This window comes from Streptomyces sp. MZ04, from assembly GCF_004684775.1.
GTDB lineage: Bacteria > Actinomycetota > Actinomycetes > Streptomycetales > Streptomycetaceae > Streptomyces.
This window is the reverse complement of sequence record NZ_SRIC01000161.1, coordinates 1-18,864: the sequence shown is the minus strand read 5'-3', so window position 1 is coordinate 18,864 and position 18,864 is coordinate 1. Positions and strand designations below refer to the sequence as shown.

General features: G+C 70.8%; 18 protein-coding genes and 2 pseudogenes. 12 read left to right on the top strand and 8 right to left on the bottom strand.

The window, feature by feature from the left end; genetic code table 11:
• Positions 1-172: 172 nt before the first annotated feature.
• Genes efeO through E2651_RS27720 form a run of 4 tightly spaced genes read left to right on the top strand, consistent with a single transcriptional unit; the run spans position 173 to position 4,510 of the window.
• Positions 173-1,336 carry an iron uptake system protein EfeO gene (gene efeO / locus E2651_RS27735; RefSeq protein ID WP_135333968.1) on the top strand — a complete coding sequence of 388 codons (1,164 nt, stop codon included), beginning with the start codon at positions 173-175 and terminating at the stop codon, positions 1,334-1,336.
• Between the two features lie 21 nt (positions 1,337-1,357).
• Positions 1,358-2,701: an iron uptake transporter deferrochelatase/peroxidase subunit gene (efeB, locus tag E2651_RS27730; protein ID WP_135333967.1), complete on the top strand. Its 1,344-nt coding sequence runs from the start codon at positions 1,358-1,360 to the stop codon at positions 2,699-2,701.
• A gap of 17 nt (positions 2,702-2,718) precedes the next feature.
• On the top strand, positions 2,719-3,669 hold the full coding sequence (gene efeU, locus E2651_RS27725) for an iron uptake transporter permease EfeU (protein ID WP_135333971.1): 951 nt from the start codon (positions 2,719-2,721) through the stop codon (positions 3,667-3,669).
• On the top strand, positions 3,551-4,510 hold the full coding sequence (locus tag E2651_RS27720) for a hypothetical protein (RefSeq protein ID WP_135333966.1): 960 nt from the start codon (positions 3,551-3,553) through the stop codon (positions 4,508-4,510). Before efeU ends, E2651_RS27720 begins: the two co-directional genes overlap by 119 nt.
• Before the next feature lie 26 nt (positions 4,511-4,536).
• Here the strand turns inward: E2651_RS27720 and E2651_RS27715 are convergent, their stop codons facing one another.
• On the bottom strand, positions 4,537-5,280 hold the full coding sequence (locus tag E2651_RS27715) for a bifunctional DNA primase/polymerase (RefSeq protein ID WP_135333965.1): 744 nt from the start codon (positions 5,278-5,280) through the stop codon (positions 4,537-4,539).
• 170 nt (positions 5,281-5,450) lie between these two features.
• Between E2651_RS27715 and E2651_RS27710 the strand changes: the two genes are divergently transcribed.
• Entirely contained in the window at positions 5,451-6,353 is a 903-nt protein-coding gene (locus E2651_RS27710; RefSeq protein ID WP_135333964.1) for a glycerophosphodiester phosphodiesterase family protein, read from the top strand.
• Positions 6,354-6,370: 17 nt separating this feature from the next.
• On the opposite strand, the gene E2651_RS27705 is transcribed toward E2651_RS27710, so the two are convergent.
• Positions 6,371-7,000 carry a TetR/AcrR family transcriptional regulator gene (locus E2651_RS27705; protein ID WP_135333963.1) on the bottom strand — a complete coding sequence of 210 codons (630 nt, stop codon included), beginning with the start codon at positions 6,998-7,000 and terminating at the stop codon, positions 6,371-6,373.
• Positions 7,001-7,239: 239 nt separating this feature from the next.
• Here E2651_RS27705 and ddaH point away from each other — a divergent pair, with 239 nt between their 5' ends.
• Positions 7,240-8,064: a dimethylargininase gene (gene ddaH, locus E2651_RS27700; RefSeq protein WP_348541673.1), complete on the top strand. Its 825-nt coding sequence runs from the start codon at positions 7,240-7,242 to the stop codon at positions 8,062-8,064.
• Here ddaH and E2651_RS27695 read toward each other — a convergent pair.
• The 3 genes from E2651_RS27695 to E2651_RS27685 all read right to left on the bottom strand — a co-directional run bounded on the left by E2651_RS27695 (position 8,061) and on the right by E2651_RS27685 (position 11,594).
• Entirely contained in the window at positions 8,061-9,068 is a 1,008-nt protein-coding gene (locus E2651_RS27695; protein WP_135333962.1) for a small ribosomal subunit Rsm22 family protein, read from the bottom strand. The genes ddaH and E2651_RS27695 overlap by 4 nt on opposite strands.
• Positions 9,069-9,138: 70 nt before the next feature.
• Positions 9,139-10,173 carry a serine hydrolase domain-containing protein gene (locus E2651_RS27690; protein ID WP_245239273.1) on the bottom strand — a complete coding sequence of 345 codons (1,035 nt, stop codon included), beginning with the start codon at positions 10,171-10,173 and terminating at the stop codon, positions 9,139-9,141.
• A 59-nt stretch (positions 10,174-10,232) separates the two neighbouring features.
• Positions 10,233-11,594, bottom strand: a complete 1,362-nt coding sequence (locus E2651_RS27685) for a multidrug effflux MFS transporter (protein WP_135333960.1) — start codon at positions 11,592-11,594, stop codon at positions 10,233-10,235.
• A 107-nt stretch (positions 11,595-11,701) separates the two neighbouring features.
• Between E2651_RS27685 and E2651_RS27680 the strand changes: the two genes are divergently transcribed.
• Positions 11,702-12,703 (top strand): Gfo/Idh/MocA family oxidoreductase, encoded by a 1,002-nt coding sequence (locus E2651_RS27680; protein WP_245239272.1) that lies wholly within the window; start codon positions 11,702-11,704, stop codon positions 12,701-12,703.
• 24 nt (positions 12,704-12,727) lie between these two features.
• Here E2651_RS27680 and E2651_RS27675 read toward each other — a convergent pair whose 3' ends face one another.
• Positions 12,728-14,362 carry an alkaline phosphatase D family protein gene (locus tag E2651_RS27675; protein WP_135333959.1) on the bottom strand — a complete coding sequence of 545 codons (1,635 nt, stop codon included), beginning with the start codon at positions 14,360-14,362 and terminating at the stop codon, positions 12,728-12,730.
• A 133-nt stretch (positions 14,363-14,495) separates the two neighbouring features.
• Between E2651_RS27675 and E2651_RS27670 the strand changes: the two genes are divergently transcribed.
• On the top strand, positions 14,496-15,263 hold the full coding sequence (locus E2651_RS27670) for an SDR family oxidoreductase (protein ID WP_135333958.1): 768 nt from the start codon (positions 14,496-14,498) through the stop codon (positions 15,261-15,263).
• 173 nt (positions 15,264-15,436) lie between these two features.
• Positions 15,437-15,904, top strand: a complete 468-nt coding sequence (locus E2651_RS27665) for a lamin tail domain-containing protein (protein ID WP_135333957.1) — start codon at positions 15,437-15,439, stop codon at positions 15,902-15,904.
• 148 nt (positions 15,905-16,052) lie between these two features.
• Here E2651_RS27665 and E2651_RS27660 read toward each other — a convergent pair whose 3' ends face one another.
• On the bottom strand, positions 16,053-16,376 hold the full coding sequence (locus tag E2651_RS27660) for a nuclear transport factor 2 family protein (RefSeq protein WP_135333956.1): 324 nt from the start codon (positions 16,374-16,376) through the stop codon (positions 16,053-16,055).
• 164 nt (positions 16,377-16,540) lie between these two features.
• On the opposite strand from E2651_RS27660, the gene E2651_RS27655 reads away from it, so the two are divergent.
• The 3 genes and pseudogenes from E2651_RS27655 to E2651_RS45510 form a co-directional block, all read left to right on the top strand.
• Positions 16,541-17,119 (top strand): DoxX family protein, encoded by a 579-nt coding sequence (locus E2651_RS27655; RefSeq protein WP_135333955.1) that lies wholly within the window; start codon positions 16,541-16,543, stop codon positions 17,117-17,119.
• A gap of 90 nt (positions 17,120-17,209) precedes the next feature.
• Positions 17,210-17,485, top strand: a pseudogene (locus E2651_RS27650) (methyltransferase domain-containing protein); the annotation flags it as partial.
• Positions 17,486-17,495: 10 nt separating this feature from the next.
• Positions 17,496-17,594 (top strand): annotated as a pseudogene (locus E2651_RS45510) (MOSC domain-containing protein); the annotation flags it as partial.
• Between the two features lie 9 nt (positions 17,595-17,603).
• Here E2651_RS45510 and E2651_RS27645 read toward each other — a convergent pair.
• The gene (locus tag E2651_RS27645; RefSeq protein WP_135333953.1) at positions 17,604-18,575 is read right to left on the bottom strand and encodes an aminoglycoside phosphotransferase family protein; all 972 of its coding nucleotides are present in this window, start codon (positions 18,573-18,575) and stop codon (positions 17,604-17,606) included.
• Positions 18,576-18,864 lie beyond the last annotated feature (289 nt).

The following is an 18,864-nucleotide window of genomic DNA, read 5'->3' as shown; positions in this document are numbered from 1 at the left end:
CATCACCCCACCGTGACACCCCCGTAAGCACCCCCACCCACTGAGAGGTGAATCACGGAACGGCTGGGTATCGACCAGGTAAGGCTCAGTTAAGTTAGGTTCGCCTCACCGGCATGCCGGTGGCGATGTCGATGCCGTCCGTGAACCGTCCGTGAACCGTCTTGGAGCCCCTATGCGCCCCGCCCGCCTCTCCGCCGCCACTGCCATCGCCGCAGCCGCAGCGCTCACCGCCGTCACGGGCTGCACCGAGAAGAGCGACGCCAAGGGCGGCGGGAACACCGTCGAGGTGACCGCCACCGACGACAAGTGCGAGGTCTCCAAGAGCAAGCTCTCCGCAGGCCACGTCGAGCTCGCCATCGAGAACAAGGGCTCCAAGGTCACCGAGGTCTACCTCCTCTTCCCCGACGACCGCATCGTCAGCGAGCGCGAGAACATCGGCCCCGGCACCCAGCAGAAGCTGACCGCCGAGGTGAAGTCCGGCTCGTACCAGATCGCCTGCAAGCCCGGCATGAAGGGCGACGGCATCCGCCAGAAGGTCACCGTCAGCGGCGGCAAGGCCGTCAAGCGCGACCCGCGTCTCGACAAGGCCGTCGCCGACTACCGCGCCTACGCGCAGGAGCAGGCCGACGCGACGCTGCCCAAGGTGAAGGTCTTCACCGACGCCGTCCGCAAGGGCGACATCGAGGCCGCGAAGAAGGCGTACGCCGACTCCCGCATCGGCTGGGAGCGCACCGAGCCGGTGGCCGAGTCCTTCGGTGACATCGACCCGAAGGTCGACCTTCGCGAGGACGGCCTGGAGGAGGGCCAGGACCTGGAGAAGGACTGGACGGGCTGGCACCGTCTGGAGCGGGCCCTGTGGAAGGACAAGAAGCTCGGTGAGCGCGCGAAGGAGCTCGCCACCCAGCTGGACAAGGACCTCACCGACTGGCAGAACCGTGTCGGCAAGGCCGAGATCACCCCGACCTCCATGGCCAACGGCGCCAAGGAGCTCCTCGACGAGGTCGCCACCGGCAAGGTCACCGGCGAGGAGGAGCGCTACTCGCACACCGACCTCGTCGACTTCAAGGCGAACGTCGAGGGCGCGGACAAGGCGTACAGCCTGCTCAAGGCCGTCGCGGCGGAGAACGACCCGGCGCTCACCAAGGAGCTCGACAAGCAGTTCGCGGCCCTGGACAAGCTGCTGGGCAAGTACCGCAAGGGCGGCGGCAAGGACTCGTACACGTTCACGTCGTACGAGAAGCTCGGCAAGGCGGACGTCAAGGAGCTGCAGGACGGCGTCAACGCCCTCGCGGAGCCGCTGTCGAAGCTGGCCGCCGTCGTCGTCAAGACCAAGTAGAGGCAAGGGGGAACGGGAACGATGACTGAGATCACGAGCGACAGCGACACGGCACCCGTGCCGGATGAGCCGAACAAGCCAGACACAGCAGACACGGCAGACACAGCAGACACAGCAGACACAGCAGACACAGCCACCAACTCCGGTTCCCCCTCCCGGCGTTCACTGCTCGGCTGGGGCGGTGCGGGGCTCGCGCTCGGCGCCGCCGTCACGGGCGGCGCGGTCGCCGCGGCGCGGTCCGGGGACGAGGCCGTGCCCGCGGCGTCGGACGGCGGCGCGGTCGCCTTCCACGGCAAGCACCAGGCGGGCATCGCGACCGCCGTCCAGGACCGGCTGCACTTCGCCGCGTTCGACGTGAAGACGGACGACCGCGAGCAGTTCGTGCAGCTCCTCAAGGACTGGACGAAGGCCGCCGCGCGGATGACCGCGGGGCACGAGGTCGGTGAGGGTGCCTACGGCGGGCTCGCCGAGGCGCCGCCGGACGACACCGGTGAGGCGCTCGGCCTCAAGCCGTCCCGGCTCACGCTCACGATCGGCTTCGGTCCGAGCCTCTTCGAGAAGTTCGGGCTCGAGGACCAGCGGCCGGAAGCGCTCGTCGACCTGCCCAAGTTCCCCGGTGACAACCTCGACAAGTCCCGCGGCGGCGGCGACATCTGCGTACAGGCCTGCGCGGACGACCCGCAGGTCGCCGTGCACGCGATCCGCAATCTCGCCCGCATCGGCTTCGGCAAGGTCGCGGTGCGCTGGTCGCAGCTCGGCTTCGGCAAGACGTCGTCGACCACGCCCGGCGCGCAGACGCCGCGCAACCTCTTCGGCTTCAAGGACGGCACCCGCAACGTCTCGGGCGAGGACAACTCCGCGCTCGCCAAGCATGTCTGGGTGGACGGCAAGGACGGGACCGGCTGGATGGACGGCGGCTCGTATCTCGTCGCGCGCCGCATCCGGATGAACGTCGAGACGTGGGACCGTACTCCGCTCGGTGAGCAGGAGGACATCTTCGGGCGCGACAAGCGCGAGGGTGCTCCGGTCGGCAAGGCCAAGGAGCACGACGAGCCGTTCCTGAAGGCGATGAAGCCGGACTCGCACGTCCGGCTCGCGCACCCGGACACCAACGACGGTGCGACGATCCTGCGCCGCGGCTACTCCTTCACGGACGGCTCCGACGGCCTGGGCCGCCTGGACGCGGGTCTTTTCTTCCTCGCGTACCAGCGGGACGTCCGTACGGGCTTCATTCCGGTGCAGCGCAGCCTGGCGCGCGCCGACGCTCTCAACGAGTACATCCAGCACGGGGGTTCCGCGGTCTTCGCGATCCCGCCGGGCGTCCGCGACAAGGACGACTGGTGGGGCCGGACGCTGTTCAGCTGAGGGGAACTGACCTAATCATGTTCGGCAACTATCTGATCGGCCTGCGCGAAGGCCTCGAGGCCAGCCTGGTCGTCTGCATCCTCATCGCCTATCTGGTGAAGACGGAGCGCCGCGACGCGCTGCGGCCCATCTGGATCGGCATCGGTGTCGCGTGCGCCATCGCGTTCGGCTTCGGCTGCGCGCTGACGTTCGGTTCGCAGGAGCTGACGTTCAAGGCGCAGGAGGCGCTGGGCGGTTCACTGTCGATCGTCGCCGTGGCGCTTGTGACGTGGATGGTCTTCTGGATGCGGCGTACGGCCCGTCATCTCAAGGCCGAGCTGCACGGCAAGCTGGACGCGGCGCTGCAGATGGGCACGGGCGCGCTGGTCGCCACGGCGTTCCTGGCGGTGGGCCGCGAGGGCCTGGAGACCGCACTGTTCGTGTGGGCTTCTGTGCGCGCCTCCAACGACGGTACGCACGGTCCGCTGATCGGCGTGCTCCTCGGTCTGCTCACGGCGATCTTGCTTGGCTGGCTGTTCTACAAGGGCGCGGTCCGCATCAACCTGGCGAAGTTCTTCACCTGGACCGGCGGCATGCTGGTGGTCGTGGCGGCGGGCGTCCTGGCGTACGGCGTGCACGACTTGCAGGAGGCGGAGTTCCTCGGCGGCCTGCGGGACAAGGCGTTCGACATCAGCACGACGATCCCGCCGGACAGCTGGTACGGCACGCTCCTGAAGGGCATCTTCAACTTCCAGCCCGATCCGACGGTTCTCCAGGTCACGGTGTGGCTGCTGTACCTGGTCCCGACGCTCGCGTTCTTCTTCGCCCCGGTAGGGTTCGGGCCCGGGAAGGGGAAGGTGAACGCAACGCATGAGCAGGCTTCGGTACGCGATGGTGGCGTCGACGGTGACCGTACTGACGGTGACGGCGAGCGGGTGCGTGACGGTGCACGGGGAGCGGGAAGTCGTCCCGTCGGCGACGAAGGCTGAGGCCGAGCGGGCGCTCGAGGACTTCCTCACCGCGTACAACAAGGCGGAGAAGGCGTACGACCCCGCCCTGGACGCGGCCCGTGTCACGGGCCCGCTGAGCGCCATCAACCAGGCGGGCCTGAAGTCGAAGGGCGCGCAGAACCCGGGCGGCAACCCCAACCAGGTGCCGCTCGAGCTGACGGACGCGAATTTCTCGATCCCCAAGAAGGCCGGCTGGCCGCGGTGGTTCGTCGCGGACACGAAGTCCAACCGGCGGGGCGATCTGCGCTGGGTGCTCGTCTTCACCAAGGGCGGCAAGAACCAGCTGTGGGAGGCCTCCTACCTGAACCTGGTGGCGCCCGAGAAGGTACCTGAGCTGAAGAAGGACAAGGACGGCTGGGCCGAGCCGGTCGAGGTGGGGGCGTCGGGGCTCGCGGTGGCGCCGAAGGATCTCGGCGAGGAGTACACGACGTATCTGAAGTCGGGCGGCGACACGTTCGCGCCGGGCGATCACACGTCGACGTGGAAGGCGTTCCGCGACAAGAACACCAAGCGCCGGGGCATCGCCGTCCAGTACATCGACGAGCCGCAGAACGACGGCGCGTTCGCGCCGGTGGGTCTGCGGACCGCGGACGGCGGGGCGATGGTCTTCTTCTCGACGCATCACTACGAGAAGCAGACCGCCGCGAAGGGCGTCAACCTCACCGTCGACGCCGATGTGAAGCCGTTGATGAAGGGCGAGGTCAAGCAGTCGGTGACGCTGGAGCGCGTCTCCAACCAGCTCGTCCTCGACCCGGTGGGTTCGGAGCCGGTGGCCTTCCTGAGCCGCATCCAGGGCCTGACCGGCGCCAAGGGCGAGTAGGGGCGGGCGCCTGCCCGTTGTGGGAGTCAGCCCCTCGACGGCCAGGCGGCCACGTCGTGTTGGGGCTCGCCCGCGTCGCGGGCGCCCGCGTCGGTGAGGGCCTCGAGCAGCGTCAGCGGATCCGGCAGCGCGTGCTCGGGGCCCCGGATCCAGCGGACCGCCAGGTCACCCGGCAGCCGCGCGGGCGGCACGAGGACGTACGAACCACGGCAGTGCCAGCGCAGGCCCGGGTGTTCGTTCGTCGTCTCGGGGTGGCAGTCCAGCTCGCAGGGCCACCACTCGTCCTCGTCCTCGGGGGTGCCGCGCGTGAGCGTGAAGAAGAGCATCCGCCCGTCGTCCATGACGCCGTCGGACTCGGCGACGGGCCCCACGTCGACCCCTTCGGCGAGCAGCCGCTCCAGGGCCGCACGGCCCGCGGCCAGCGGGACGTCCAGGACGTCGTGCACCATTCCCGTGGCGGTGATGAAGTTGGCCTGCGGCTGGTGCCGGGCCCACCGCTCGATCTGCGCGCGATCGGTGGTGGCCTGCGTCTGCCAGGCGAAGGAGAGCGGATGCCGCGCGGGCGTGGGACAGCCGATGCGGTCGCAGGAACATCGGTACGCGGAAGGGTGCGCGGCAGGCGAGAGCGGAAAGCCCGCCGCCGCGGCGGCGACCAGCAGCGCTTCGCGCCCCGCCTCGTCGCCCGTCGCGTCCTGCGGACGGGGGCGTCGGCGAAGCCACCGGGAAATCCTGCTCTGCCCGCCGGACCGGCGGCCGAACTCCGCGCCCATCTATCCCCTCACCTCACACTTGTGCCGAGAAGCTTCTCCCATGGTCGCACCATCCTGCGCCCCGGGGGGCCAGAGCCCACATCCGGGGTAGCAGGGGTGATGCAAGGCGCAGGGTGACATCGCGCGTCATTGCGGATAAATACGGGATATACCCCCCTACCGTGTTCGCCATGGTCACCAGGACTGTGCTCACGGGACTCACCGGGCTCACGAGCCTCACGACGCTGGCCCTCACGGCACCCACCGGTCCGCTCGCCCCGCTGGAATGGGGCGGCGGCCCGCTGACGGTGGAGGCACTCCCCCGCGTCGTCTACACCGCGCACCGGGGCGGCGCCCTGGAGGTTCCGGAGAACAGCATGTCGGGCCTGGTGACGGCGTACGAGCGCGGCACGGCGCAGGTCATCGACGTCGACACGCGGATACTGCGCGACGGCACGCTCGTCGCCCTGCACGACGAGACCCTGGACCGTACGACGGCCTCAACCGGACCGGTGCGCGCGCTCACCCTGCGGGAGTGGCGGGACGTCCGGCTGCGGCCGGGCCCGGCGCTGCCCGGCAGCTGGCGCCCCGAGCGGCCGCCGACGGTCGCGGAGATCCTCGACCGCTTCGGCGGGCGGATCATGCTGATGCTGGAGGCGAAGGACCCGCGCAGTCTGCGCGCGCTCGGCTCGCTGATCCGCGCGCGGGGCCTGACCCGCTCGGTGTTCGTGAACTCCAACGAGCCGGCCGTCGCGCTGCGCGCGCACCGCATGGGCCTGCTCGCGCAGCTGTGGCGCTCCCAGAAGCAGATGCTCGACGACCGGCCCGAGCGCTGGGCGCGCTTCGTTGACGTACTGGACGTCGACTACAAGGCGCGCGACCGCGACCTGGCCCGCGCGGTCAACTCCGGGGTCCCGCGGGTGTGGGCGCACACGGTGACCACCCCGAAGCAGCGTGACCGGGTGCTGCGGCTCGGCTGCAACGGCGTGATCACGGACGCGCCCGCACTGCTCTCGCGGACGCCGGTGAAGGGCGTGAAGGGCGTGAAGGGCGTGAGCGCCGCCGGTCTGCGGGCCCGGTGGCCGGTCAACTGACCGACCGCGGCGGGTGATCAGCGCGGCGCGATGCCGTACAGGGCGTACTCGACGAGCTTGTCGCCGTACTCGTGGGTGAGCGGTCCCGTCCGCTGCAGCCAGCGCTGGGCGAGCGGGCCGCTCCACAGTTCGAGGGCGATGCGCGGGTCCACGCCGGGGGCGACCTGGCCCACTTCCTTGGCGAGCTCGAGGCGCTTCACGAAGAGCTGGAGCGAGGGCTCGAGGAGCTTCTCCACGTACTCGGCGCCGAGCTCCGGGTTGATCATGCCCTCGGCGGCGAGCGCGCGCCAAGGGGCGTCGTACTTGGGGTTCTTGAACTCGTCGATGGTGGCCCGCACGACGTACTTGAGGTCGGCCTCCAGGTCTCCGGAGTCCGGGATCTCGTGCTCGGGCTCGTGCCCCGCCGCGTCGCTCGCCGACTGGCTCGCCTGTGCGCCGAGGTCGAGGAAGGCGTCGAGCAGGACGGCGCCCTTGGACGGCCACCAGCGGTAGATCGTCTGCTTGCCGACGCCCGCGCGGGCGGCGATCGCCTCGATGGTGACCTTGCCGTAGCCGACCTCGGTGACGAGTTCGAGGGCGGCGTCGTAGATCGCGCGGCGCGAGCGCTCGCTGCGGCGCGTGGGGTCAGGGGCGGATTTCGTGGCCATGTTCCCGAATGTAGCAGCGAACGAGGCGAGACGTACCGTCTCGAAAACCCTTGACGAGACGCAGCGTCTCGTTCAAGGCGGGGACGTGGATGGGGTGTTAACCATCCACGGACCCGGGTGGACCACTCGTTGAACCACCCGTTCAGATCACAGCGCGAGGGCTCCGCACACCGCACCATGGTCAGCAACTGCCCCACAGAAGGCAGCAACTGACCACCGCGGTACGTGAGGAGCCCTCGTTGAGTCGTTTTCCTCGTCGCGCCACACCCCGGCGCTATCTGATGTGCTCACCGGCACACTTCAAGGTCACGTACTCCATCAATCCGTGGATGGATCCCTCGAAACCGGTCGACGTCCCTCTCGCCGTCGCCCAGTGGGAGGACCTGCGCGACCGCTACCGCTCGCTCGGCCACACCGTCGAGGAGCTCACCCCGCGCCCCGGCCTGCCGGACATGGTCTACGCCGCGAACGGCGCGACCGTCGTCGAGGGCCGTGTGCTCGGCGCCCGGTTCGCCCATCCGGAGCGCGGTCCCGAGGCCGAGGCCCACCTGGAGTGGTTCCGCGAGCACGGCTTCACGGACATCCACGAACCCACCCACATCAACGAGGGCGAGGGCGACTTCGCCGTCACGTCCTCCTGCGTCCTGGCGGGCCGCGGCTTCCGCGCCAGCCCGCTCTCGCACGGGGAGGCCCAGGAGTTCTTCGGCCGCCCGGTGCTCGGACTCGATCTCGTCGACCCCCGCTACTACCACCTGGACACCGCGCTCGCCGTCCTGGACGACGCGGCGAACGACGTCATGTACTACCCGCCCGCCTTCTCGCCGGGCAGCCAGTCCGTGCTGCGGCGTCTGTTCCCGCACGCGCTGATCGCCGAGGAGCCGGACGCGGTGGCCCTCGGGCTCAACGCGGTCTCGGACGGCCTCCATGTGCTGCTCCCGCAGGCCGCGGTCGGCCTCTTCGAGCCGCTGCGGGCGCGCGGCTACGAACCGATCGGCATGGATCTGACCGAGCTGCTCAAGGGCGGCGGCAGCGTGAAGTGCTGCACGCAGGAGCTGCGCGGCTAGCTCCCTTCGTGGGGCGGCCACGGGTCGCCCCACTCCGCGTCGCGGGCCGCCTTGTACAGCGGGCCGTGCCGCTTGGTCACCGTCTCGCGGCCCAGCGTCTCGTCCGCCGCGCACAGGTCGAGCAGGACCTGGCCCTTGCGGATCTGCGGTTTGCGCACGACGCGGTTGGCCGCGGGCTCCGCGTCGAAGCGGACGGCCGCCACATAGCTGAACTTCTCGTCCTCGTACGCCAATGAGCCGCCCTTGACCTGCCGGTGCAGGGAGGAGCGGCTGACGCGGGCCGAGAAGTGGCACCAGTCCTCGCCGGGCACGATCGGGCAGGCGGCGCTGTGCGGGCAGGGCGCGGCGATGCGGAAACCGGCGGCGATCAGCCGGTCGCGGGCCTCGATGACGCGCGCGTAGCCGTCGGGAGTGCCCGGCTCGATGATGACGACGGCCTGCTGTGCCGCTGCCGCCGCAGCATCCACGAGGGACCGGCGGTCGGCCTCGGTCAACTCATTCAGGACGTACGACACCGTGACGAGATCAGTGCTCTCGATGCTGAGCGCCGCTCCGATACGAGAGCGCTGCCACTGCACGGCCTTCAACTCCGGCACCCCGGCCGCCAGTTCACGCCCCAGAGCGAGGGCGGGCTCGGCCCAGTCAAGGACCATGACCGGCCGCTCACCACCCCACGTCGCGTTCGCCGCCCAGACGGCCGCACCGGTGCCGCCGCCGACATCCACATGGCTGCCGGGCACCCACCCCTCGGGCGCCGCGTCCGCGAGGGCCCCGAGCGCGGACCGTACGGCCTCGAAGGTCGCGGGCATGCGGTAAGCGGCGTACGCGGCGACGTCCGCGCGGTCACGCAGAATCGGTGCGTCGGTCGGGGTACGCCCCCGGTAATTGGCAATCAACCGCTCGACGGCCTGCGCGGCCTGCTTGGGCGGCAGCCCGTCGAGAAGCCCGGCGAGGGCAGTACGCAGGGCTTCGGCGGGGGAAACCGGGGAGATCGGGACGTTCACTCCGTAATTCTAGGCGCCCCGTAAGGGGCGCGGGGAACTGCGCGACCAGCCCCCACAAGCCGCAGCCGAATCACCGAGCCGCACGGGCAAGGCGGGAAGCCGCCCGAGCCCGCGGCCCACTGTCGGCGGACCGGCGGCGGGGATGCACCGTGTTCGCAAGCAGGATCAGAAACGTGTCCGTCGCGGGGTCCAGGACCAGGGACGTCCCGGTGAACCCCGTATGACCGGCGGCGCCCCTACCCGACAGCTCCCCCATGAACCACGCCTGGTCGACGCCGAAGCCGAGCCCCGGCGGCGTCAGCATCAGCTCCACGAAGTCCGGGCCGAGGATGCGCGCGGTGCCGTAGGAGCCGCCGCACAGCAGCGCGCGGCAGAACACCGCGAGGTCGCGCGCGGTGGAGAAGAGCCCGGCGTGGCCCGCGACGCCACCCAGCGCCCAGGCGTTCTCGTCGTGCACCTCGCCCCGCAGCATCCCCCGGTCGGCCTTGGCCCACGGCCGGCGCTGGTCCTCGGTGGCGGCCGCGTCGGGGCGCGGCCGGGTGATGCCCTCGCGGACCAGGACGTCGAGCGGGCGGCGGGTGATGCGCTCCAGGACGTGCTGGAGGAGCAGCATGTTCAGGTCGGAGTAGCGGTACGTGCCCGGCTCGGCGGAGGGGGCCTCTGAGCGCAGGGCGTCGAGCCGCGCCTTGCCGTCCGGGCAGGCGTACAGCGGGAGTTCGGGGCGCAGGCCCGAGGTGTGCGTGAGCAGCCGGCGCACGGTGATCCGGTGCTCGGCGGCGGCCGTGAACTCGGGGAGGTACGCGGACACCAGGGCGTCGATGCCGAGCGTGCCGCGCTCCAGCTGCTGCATGGCGGCGACGGCGGTGAACAGTTTGGTCAGCGAGGCCAGGTCGAAGGGCGTGTCGGTGCGGGCCGGCACCCGCTGCTCGGGCCGCAGTTCGACACCGGCGTCGGCCACCGGGTCGTACGCGCTGTAGCGCACCGCGTACCCCGCGGCCTCCTCGACGGCGATCACCGGGCCGCGTCCCGCGAGGACCACGGCGCCGGCGCACCAGGGCCGCCTGCCGCGCGTCAGGTCGCGCACCTCTCGTACGAGATGGTTCATCTCATCCGTGTCGAGTCCCGCGCGCTCCGGTGTTCCGGGGCGCAGAAGGCGTGGCGCGGTCAGTGGTCCGCCCCCTCCCGTGTCGTCCGCTGCCAGGGTCGGCACAGTCCCACGAAGCAGCCGATCGCCGCCAGAGCGCAGACGAGCTGTACGAGGGCCATCGGGACGGCCGTGCCCTCGCCTGCGATGCCCACCAGCGGTGAGGCGATCGCGCCGATGAGGAAGGAGGACGTGCCGAGCAGCGCGGAGGCCGAGCCCGCGGCGTGCGGGGCGCGCATCAGGGCGAGCGCGTTGGTGTTGGGCATCGCGAGGCCCATCGCCGACATCAGGACGAAGAGACCGGCGGCGACCGGGGCCAGGCCGACGTCGCCGAAGACGCCCGAGGTCATCAGGAGGAGCGCGGCCGCCGCGAGGGTGATGACGGTGAGGCCGAAGGTGAGCGCCTTGTCGAGGCTGACCCGGCCGACGAGGATCTTGCCGTTGATCTGGCCGACGATGATCAGGCCGACGGAGTTGACGCCGAAGAGCAGGCTGAAGGTCTGCGGGGACGCGCCGTAGATCTCCTGGATGACGAACGGCGAAGCGGAGACGTACGCGAACAGCGCGGCGAAGGCGAAGCCGCCCGCGATCATGTAGCCGGTGAAGACGCGGTCGGCGAGGAGCGACTTCATGGTGCGCAGGGCTTCGGCGGTGCCGCCGCCGTGCCGGTTCTCCGGGGCGAGGGTCTCGGGGAGCCGCCGCCAGACGAGGACCGTCAGGGCGATGCCGACGACGGTGAGCACGGCGAAGACGCCGCGCCAGTCGGTCAAGCGCAGGACCTGGCCGCCGATGAGGGGCGCGACGATCGGGGCGACCCCGGAGATCAGCATGAGGGTGGAGAAGAACCGGGCCATCTCCACACCGTCGTAGAGATCACGCACGATGGCGCGGGCGATGACGATGCCCGCGGCGCCCGCGAGGCCCTGCAGCAGACGGAAGCCGGTGAGGAGTTCGGCGGTCGGTGCGAAGGCGCAGATCGCGGTGGCGAGGATGTAGCCGAACAGGCCGATGAGCAGGGGGCGGCGCCGCCCCCACCGGTCGCTCATCGGCCCGACCGCAAGCTGTCCGAGCGCCATGCCGGTGAGGCAGGCGGTGAGCGTCAGCTGGGCGGTCGCGGCGGACGTGTGCAGCGAGCGGGTGACCTCCGGGAGGGCCGGCAGGTACATGTCCATGGAGAGCGGGGGCACCGCGGTGAGCCCGCCCAGGGCGAGGGTGACGAGGAGGCCGGTGCGGCGCCGGGCGGTGAGATCCGGCGTGCCGGGGTCCGGGACAGGGACCGGCACCGGGACAGGGACCGGCTCCGGGACCTGCGCTGCCGTTCGGGGCTGCCGTATGAGGGGGCGTTCGAACCCGCTGGTGGTGCGGCTGCCGTGTTCCGGCATGCGGATTCCCTCCCGATTAGTCGTGCGATTACCTATGCTCTCAGCTCAGCTGAGCTGGTTGAGACCATTTCCGCGGTACTCCGCGGTACGGACAAGGGGCCCCTGTGGTGGAAGACAACCGTGATCCCGTGCGCTGGGGCATCCTCGCGACGGGTGGGATCGCCGCCTCGTTCACGGCGAACCTCCTGGACATGCCGGACGCGGAGGTCGTCGCGGTGGCCTCGCGGACCCAGACATCGGCGAAGGCGTTCGCCGAGCGGTTCGGGATACCTCGCGCGTACGGGGAGTGGGGCGCGCTCGCCGAGGACGAGGACGTCGATGTCGTGTACGTGGCGACACCGCACTCGGCGCATCGGGCGGCGGCCGGGCTCTGTCTGGAGGCCGGTCGTGCGGTGCTCTGCGAGAAGGCGTTCGCGCTGAACGCGCGGGAGGCGCGGGAGCTGGTGACGCTCGCCCGGCGGCGCGGTCTGTTCCTGATGGAGGCCATGTGGATGTACTGCCATCCGCTGGTCCGGCGACTGAAGGCGCTGGTCGACGACGGGGCGATCGGTGAAGTGCGCACCGTGCAGGCCGACTTCGGGCTCGCCGGCCCCTTCCCGCCCGCGCACCGCCTTCGTGATCCGGCGCAGGGCGGTGGCGCGCTCCTCGATCTCGGGGTGTACCCGGTGTCGTTCGCGCAGCTGCTGCTCGGGGAGCCGTCGGGGGTGAGTGCGAGAGCAGCGCTCTCGGATGAGGGCGTTGATCTCCAGACGGGAATGCTGCTCTCGTGGGAGAGCGGTGCTCACGCCGTGTTGCACTGCTCCATCAACGGGGGCACCCCGGTCACCGCCTCCGTCACCGGTTCGCGGGGCCGCATCGACATCCCGTACGGCTTCTTCTTCCCGGACCGCTTCGTGCTGCACCGCGACGGCCGCGACCCCGAGGAGTTCACCGCCGCGCCCGACGACGGCCCCCGCGACAGCCTCCGGCACGAGGCCGCCGAGGTCATGCACCGCCTGCGGGCAGGCGACACCGAGTCCCCCCTCGTCCCCCTCGACGGCACCCTCGCGGTGATGCGGACCCTGGACGCGGTGCGGGAGCGGATCGGGGTGCGCTACCCGGGCGAGTGAGCGCACCCCGCAACTGCCGTCCGACTACGCGGGCTTGAGCCCAGGGTTGCCCGACTCCGTCACGAAGGACGCCGCCGTCGTGATCGGCGCCCCCGGCGTCGTCACCGCCGACACCGTCTTGAAGTCGGCGCGCGCGGACTCGGTGCCGAGGGCGACCGTCACGTATCCGCGCCGCCCGTTGTAGAACTTCATGTGCGGGTTGGCCTTGGTGCAGGTCTCCCAGTTCGCGGGCTTCTCGGCGCCGTCCTTGCCGCTCGCGATCGACGTCGCGACGATCTCCGTGCCGACGTTCCTGGACGACTGGTCGTCGAAGTTCTCCTTGATGTCGAAGGCGTACCCGACGTGCACGTCACCGGTGAGCACCATCAGGTTCTCGATGCCGGAGGACTTCGCCCCGTCGAGGACCCGCTGCCGCGACGCGCGGTAGCCGTCCCAGGCGTCCATCGACAGCTTCGCCTCCGCGTTCAGGTCGAGCCGCCGCTCGGAGAAGGTGACCTGCTGCGGCACGACGTTCCACAGGGCCCGCGAGCCGCGCCAGCCGTCGATCAGCCAGCGCTCCTGCGTGGCCCCGGTGATGGTGCGTGCCGGGTCGTCCGTCTCCGGTCCCGGGACGTGGGCCTTGTCGCCGTACGCCTGGTCGGAGCGGTACTGCCGGGTGTCCAGGATGTCGAACTGGGCGAGCCGCCCCCACTTGACGCGGCGGTAGAGCTGGAGGTCGGGGCCGCTCGGCTTCTGGGGGCTGCGCAGCGGCAGGTTCTCCCAGTACGCGCGGTAGGCGGCGGCGCGGCGCAGCAGGAACTCGGCGGGCAGGTTGCCGTTCTCGTCGAGGTCGCCCGCGTAGTTGTTCTCGGTCTCGTGGTCGTCCCAGGTGACGACGAAGGGGTGCGCGGCGTGCGCGGCGCGCAGATCGGGGTCCGACTTGTAGAGCGCGTACCGCAGTCGGTAGTCCTCGAGGGTCTGCGTCTCGCGGTTGTAGAGCGCGGGCAGCGTGCGGTCGGTGTAGTTGCGGGCGCCGCCGACCGCGTTCACCGCGTACTCGTAGAGGTAGTCGCCCAGGTGGAAGACGACGTCGACGTCGTCTTCGGCCAGGTGCTTGTACGGGGTGTAGTAGCCGTCGTGGTACGCCTGGCAGGACACCGCGGCGAGCGTCAGGGCGCTCACCTTGCTGCCGGTGGCGGGCGCGGTGCGGGTGCGGCCGGTGTCGCTGATCCACTGCCCGGCCTTGAAGCGGAAGTAGTAGCCGCGCCCGGCGTCGAGGTGGTCCACCTCGACGTGTACGGAGTGGTTGAACTCGGGGTGCGCGGTGGCGGAGCCGCGTCTGGCGATCCGGCGGAAGCGGGCGTCGTGGGCCAGCTCCCACTGGACGGTGACACGCTCGTTCGGCAGGCCGCTGCCCGGTTCGTACGGGGACGGGGCGAGGCGGGTCCAGAGCAGGACGGAGCCGGGCAGCGGGTCGCCGGATGCGACACCGAGGGTGAACGGGTCTTTGGATATTTTGCGCGCGTCCAGCTCGGCGGCGCTCGCGACGCCCGCCGTCGGCAGGTTGGTGGCGAAGGCGAGCGCGGCCGCGGCGCCGGTGACGGTGAGGAAACGACGGCGGCCCAAGTGGCGGGCGGCGGCTCGGAGTTCGGGTGCGTGATGCCGGCCTGCGGGTGTCATGTGACCCTCCCCTGACGATTGGTGTCAGGGGCATGCAAGTGGCGGGGGACGACGCCCGCCTATCGCGTACACAACAGCCACATGGCGGGCGGATGATGTCCGCGTGGACACCCCTCCCGTACGCTGCGGGGCCATGAACGCAGAGCCAACTGGAGTGATGAGGACCGCCGTGGTGACCGGCGCGGGGTCCGGGATCGGCAGGTCCGTGGCGGTCGAACTGCTGCGCGCGGGATGGTCCGTGGCGCTCGCGGGGCGCCGGATGGAGACGCTGGAGGAGACGGCGGCGGTCGCGCCCGACGGCACGTCGCTGTGCGTGCGCACGGACGTCTCGGAGCCGCAGGACGTGGCCGCGCTCTTTTCGGCCGTACGCGAGAACTTCGGCCGCCTCGACCTGCTCTTCAACAACGCCGGTACGTTCGGTCCGGGCGGCGTCCCGGTCGAGGAGCTGCCCTACGACGCGTGGCGGCACGTCGTCGACACGAACCTCAACGGCGCGTTCCTGTGTGCGCAGGCGGCGTTCCGGCAGATGAAGGAGCAGGACCCGCAGGGCGGCCGGATCATCAACAACGGCTCCATCTCGGCCCAGGTCCCGCGCCCGCAGTCGATCGCGTACACGACGACGAAGCACGCGCTGACCGGCCTGACGAAGTCCCTCTCGCTGGACGGCCGCCCCTACCGGATCGCCTGCGGCCAGATCGACATCGGCAACGCGGCGACCGACATGACCGAGCGCATGCGGTCCGGAATCCTGCAGGCCAACGGGGAGTTGGCGCCCGAGCCCGTGATGGACGTGTCCGACGTGGCACGGACGGTGCGGCACATGGCGGAGCTGCCGCTGGAGGCGAATGTGCAGTTCGCGACGGTGCTCGCGACGAACATGCCGTTCATCGGGCGGGGTTAGCGCGTTTCGGTGCCCGATCCGGCCAAGTGGCCGACCGTGACCCGTCGTTCACGGTCGGCCAACATCTGCACAAGCGGAATATGAAGCACCGCGCCAATTACGCGCATCACACCCAGTATGCTCAGCGAGCCCTCCACGAGAACTCCACATTCAGAGCACGCTTGGAGCACATCTTGCACATACGTTCCGCGGTCCCGGCCGTCCTCGCCGCCGCCGCGCTCTCGGCCTCGCTGCTCGCCGCGTCCCCCGCGAGCGCGGCCGCGCGCCACCAGAGCGGGCTGCACCTCGGGTACATCCAGTACGACAGCCCGGGCCGCGACACCCGTACCAACTCCTCGCTGAACGCGGAGTGGGTGAACATCCACAACAACTCCGGCTCGGCGATCCAGCTCAAGGGCTACAAGCTGAAGGACAACACCGGCTACACGTACACCTTCGGCAGCTACAAGATCGGCGCGGGCAAGACCGTCAAGGTCCGCACGGGCAAGGGCACCAACGCCTCCGGTGTCCGCTACTGGGGCCGCGGCTCGTACGTCTGGAACAACACCAGCGACAAGGCCCGCCTCATCAAGCCGAGCGGCTCGCTCAAGGACTCCTGCTCATGGACGACCGCCGACAACGGCTACAAGAACTGCCACTGAGGCACCACAGGCCGCTGTGAAGGGGGAGGCGGCAGGGCAGCCGCTCCGCGCCGACCCGTGGCGCCCGCCGGGGAGCGGCGGGCGTCACCGGGGTCGCGGAAAGGTTGCCCTGCCGAAGCGTCGGAGGGCGCCTCTCTCCGGGTGAGGCTCAGGCCTGGCCCGTCTCGAAGCGGGACACCTTCCCGCCGTCGACGTCGAACCGCCACTTCGTCCGCATCTCGCCCCATGTGTCGTTGCGGTAGCTGACGATCAGCGCGCGCCCGCCATCGGACTCGTTCTCCACCTCCATATGGCCGTTGGAGGAGAAGATCTCGCGCTCGGTCCAGTCGGCGACGTCCCGGTCGGAACCGTCGTCGGACATGGTCGCGTCGGGCGTGAGGACGGCCTGGAAGGCGGCCTGGTCGTTGGTGTTCACCGCGGTGACGAAGGCTCGGACCGTCGGGTCGCTGAGCCGGTTTACCTGAATGCTCATGGCCCCACGGTCACACCGGCGATGCCCGCGCGCCACCGGACGCGGCGGGGTCACTCGTACGGCCGATCGAGCCGGGTGCGCGGGGCGGGTCTGACGGACGGTGAAGGAGGAGCCGTACCTGACACCCCTCCCCTTCCTTCACCCCCTCCCCAGGAGACGCCGCCATGACCAGTTCCTGCTTCGACCGCCGCGACCTGGGCCTTCTCCTGCTCCGGGTGGGAACGGGCGGCGTGCTCGCCGCGCATGGCGCCCAGAAGCTCTTCGGCTGGTTCGGCGGCCACGGCATCGAAGGCACCGGCGCGTTCATGGAGTCCATCGGCTACAAGCCGGGCAAGGCGAACGCCATGATCGCGGGCCTCGCCGAGGCGGGCGGCGGCGTGTTCCTCGCGCTCGGCCTCGCGACCCCGGCCGCCGGTTCCGCGGCGGCGGGAGCCATGGCGGGGGCGACCGCCGTGCACGCCCCCAACGGCTTCTTCAGCATGAGCGGCGGCTACGAGTACCCGGCGTACCTCGGCCTGGTCTCCGCGGCCCTCGCGATCACGGGCCCCGGCGCCTACTCGGCCGACGACGCGCTCGGCCACTCCTTCAACCGGGCCTGGATGGTGCCGGCCGCCCTCGCGGGCACGGCGGTGGGGGTGCTGGTGTCGGTGGGCTCGCGACAGCGGAACGTACGGGAGCAGGCGGGCGAGGAGAACGAGGCGCACGAGTCGGGTGGGGAGAACGAGGCGGGCGAGGAGAGCTGAGGGGCGGACCGGCCTTTCGGCGGCGGACCGTCCTCACCGAAAGCAAAGTCGGTGTCCTGCGGCCGAGTTGACGGGCTACCGTCCCCTCCCATGTCCGACACCGCCACGAACGTCCCGCCCCGCCTCACCCGCCTCACCCGCCTCACCTTCCACGGCCCGCTCTCCGAGGCGCGGGCCGCCCGCCTCGTCGAGCGCGTCTCGCCGGGGATCGGCACCGTGCTCGACATCGGCTGCGGCTGGGGCGAGTTGCTGCTGCGCGTCCTGGAGGCGGCCCCCGGAGCCACCGGCACCGGCGTCGACCTGAACGGGGACGACCTGGCCAGAGGCCGCGCCACCGCCGAGAAGCGCGGTCTCGCCGACCGGGTCACCTTCGCCCCTCATCCACGAGGAGCTCTTCGACGAGCTCGCGGCGGCGGGCTTCGACGTGACGCCGGGCGCCCTCGGCGAGAACGTCGCCACGAACGGCATCGACCTCGCGTCTGACTCAGCCCGTTCCGGTGCCTGCGTCGAACCACGTCTCCGCGAGCGAGTCGAGCGTCGGCTCCGGCGGGGCGGGCAGCTCCCGCAAGTACCAGGGCAGGTTGCTGTAGACGTGCAGCAGAGTGTGGGCGAGGAGTTCACGGGGCTCGAAGGTGCGGCCGTAGGCCCGCATGAAGCGGCCGAGCAGCCCCGGCTCCGCGCGCGTGACGAAGAGGCCGACGCCCACGAAGTCGTACGCCGGATCCCCGATCATGGCGGGCTCGAAGTCGAACAGCCCGGTGAGGCGCGGGGGTTCGGCCGGCCCGCCCGGATCGACCAGCAAATGCTGACGCATGAACTCGGTGTGCAGGAGGGAGAGCGGCGGATCGCCGGGCAGGGCAACGGAGTTCAGGAAGTCCGGGATCTGCTCCAGCCAGCTCTCCGGCAGCCCGCGCTCCCGCTGCCGCCGCTCGGCCCCGGCCCGCTGCCGGCCGAGGAAGGCACCCCAGTCGCCGGGTCCGAGCACGTCGGACTCGCCGGGTCCGAGCACGTCGGCGAGCGGCGCGGGATCCAGGGCGTGCAGCGCGGCGAGCGCGGCACCGGCTTCCTCGACGAGGTGTTCGCGTCCCGCGCGCGGGATGCGCGGCCAGGCGGCGACGAGTTCCTCGCCGGGCAGCCGGGACATGAGGACGTAGCGCCATCCGTTCTCGTACGCGCCTGCCGCGTGCACCCGTGGCGTACGGACCGGAAGCCGCCCGTCGAGATGGCGCAGCACCCGCTCCTCGACGAGGCCGTCGGCGGCCGCCGTACCCGGAAAGAGCTTGAGGACGAGCTCGCCCCCGACCGCGTAGACGGGCTGCGAACCCGCCGGGAAGCGCACCGATGGCACCCCCTCGAGACCGAGCCTGCGGCAGAGGTCGTCGACGCCGGGCCGCAGGACGGCTTCATCGGGGACTACGGCGTCCCATTGCTCGTCGGTGTCCACGATGGGCAGCATGATCGGGACGGTAGGCGGCGGGCGTTGGCACGGCAAACGCATTTGCCGGGAGCGCGATACCGGCGGGCCGGTCCGGCCTCCGCGATAGCGGCGGGCGGGTCCGGCTCCGCGATAGCGGCGGGCGGGTCCGGCTCCGCGATAGCGGCGGGCGGGTCCGGCCTCCGCGATACCGACCGAAGTCTCCCGCCCATCGACTTTAGGCCGACGCTCCGAGGGCCCCCGCACGCCTAGCGTCGTGAACATGACCCGCGAAGAGGCAGAGCACGGAACAGGAACGCCAGGCGAGAAG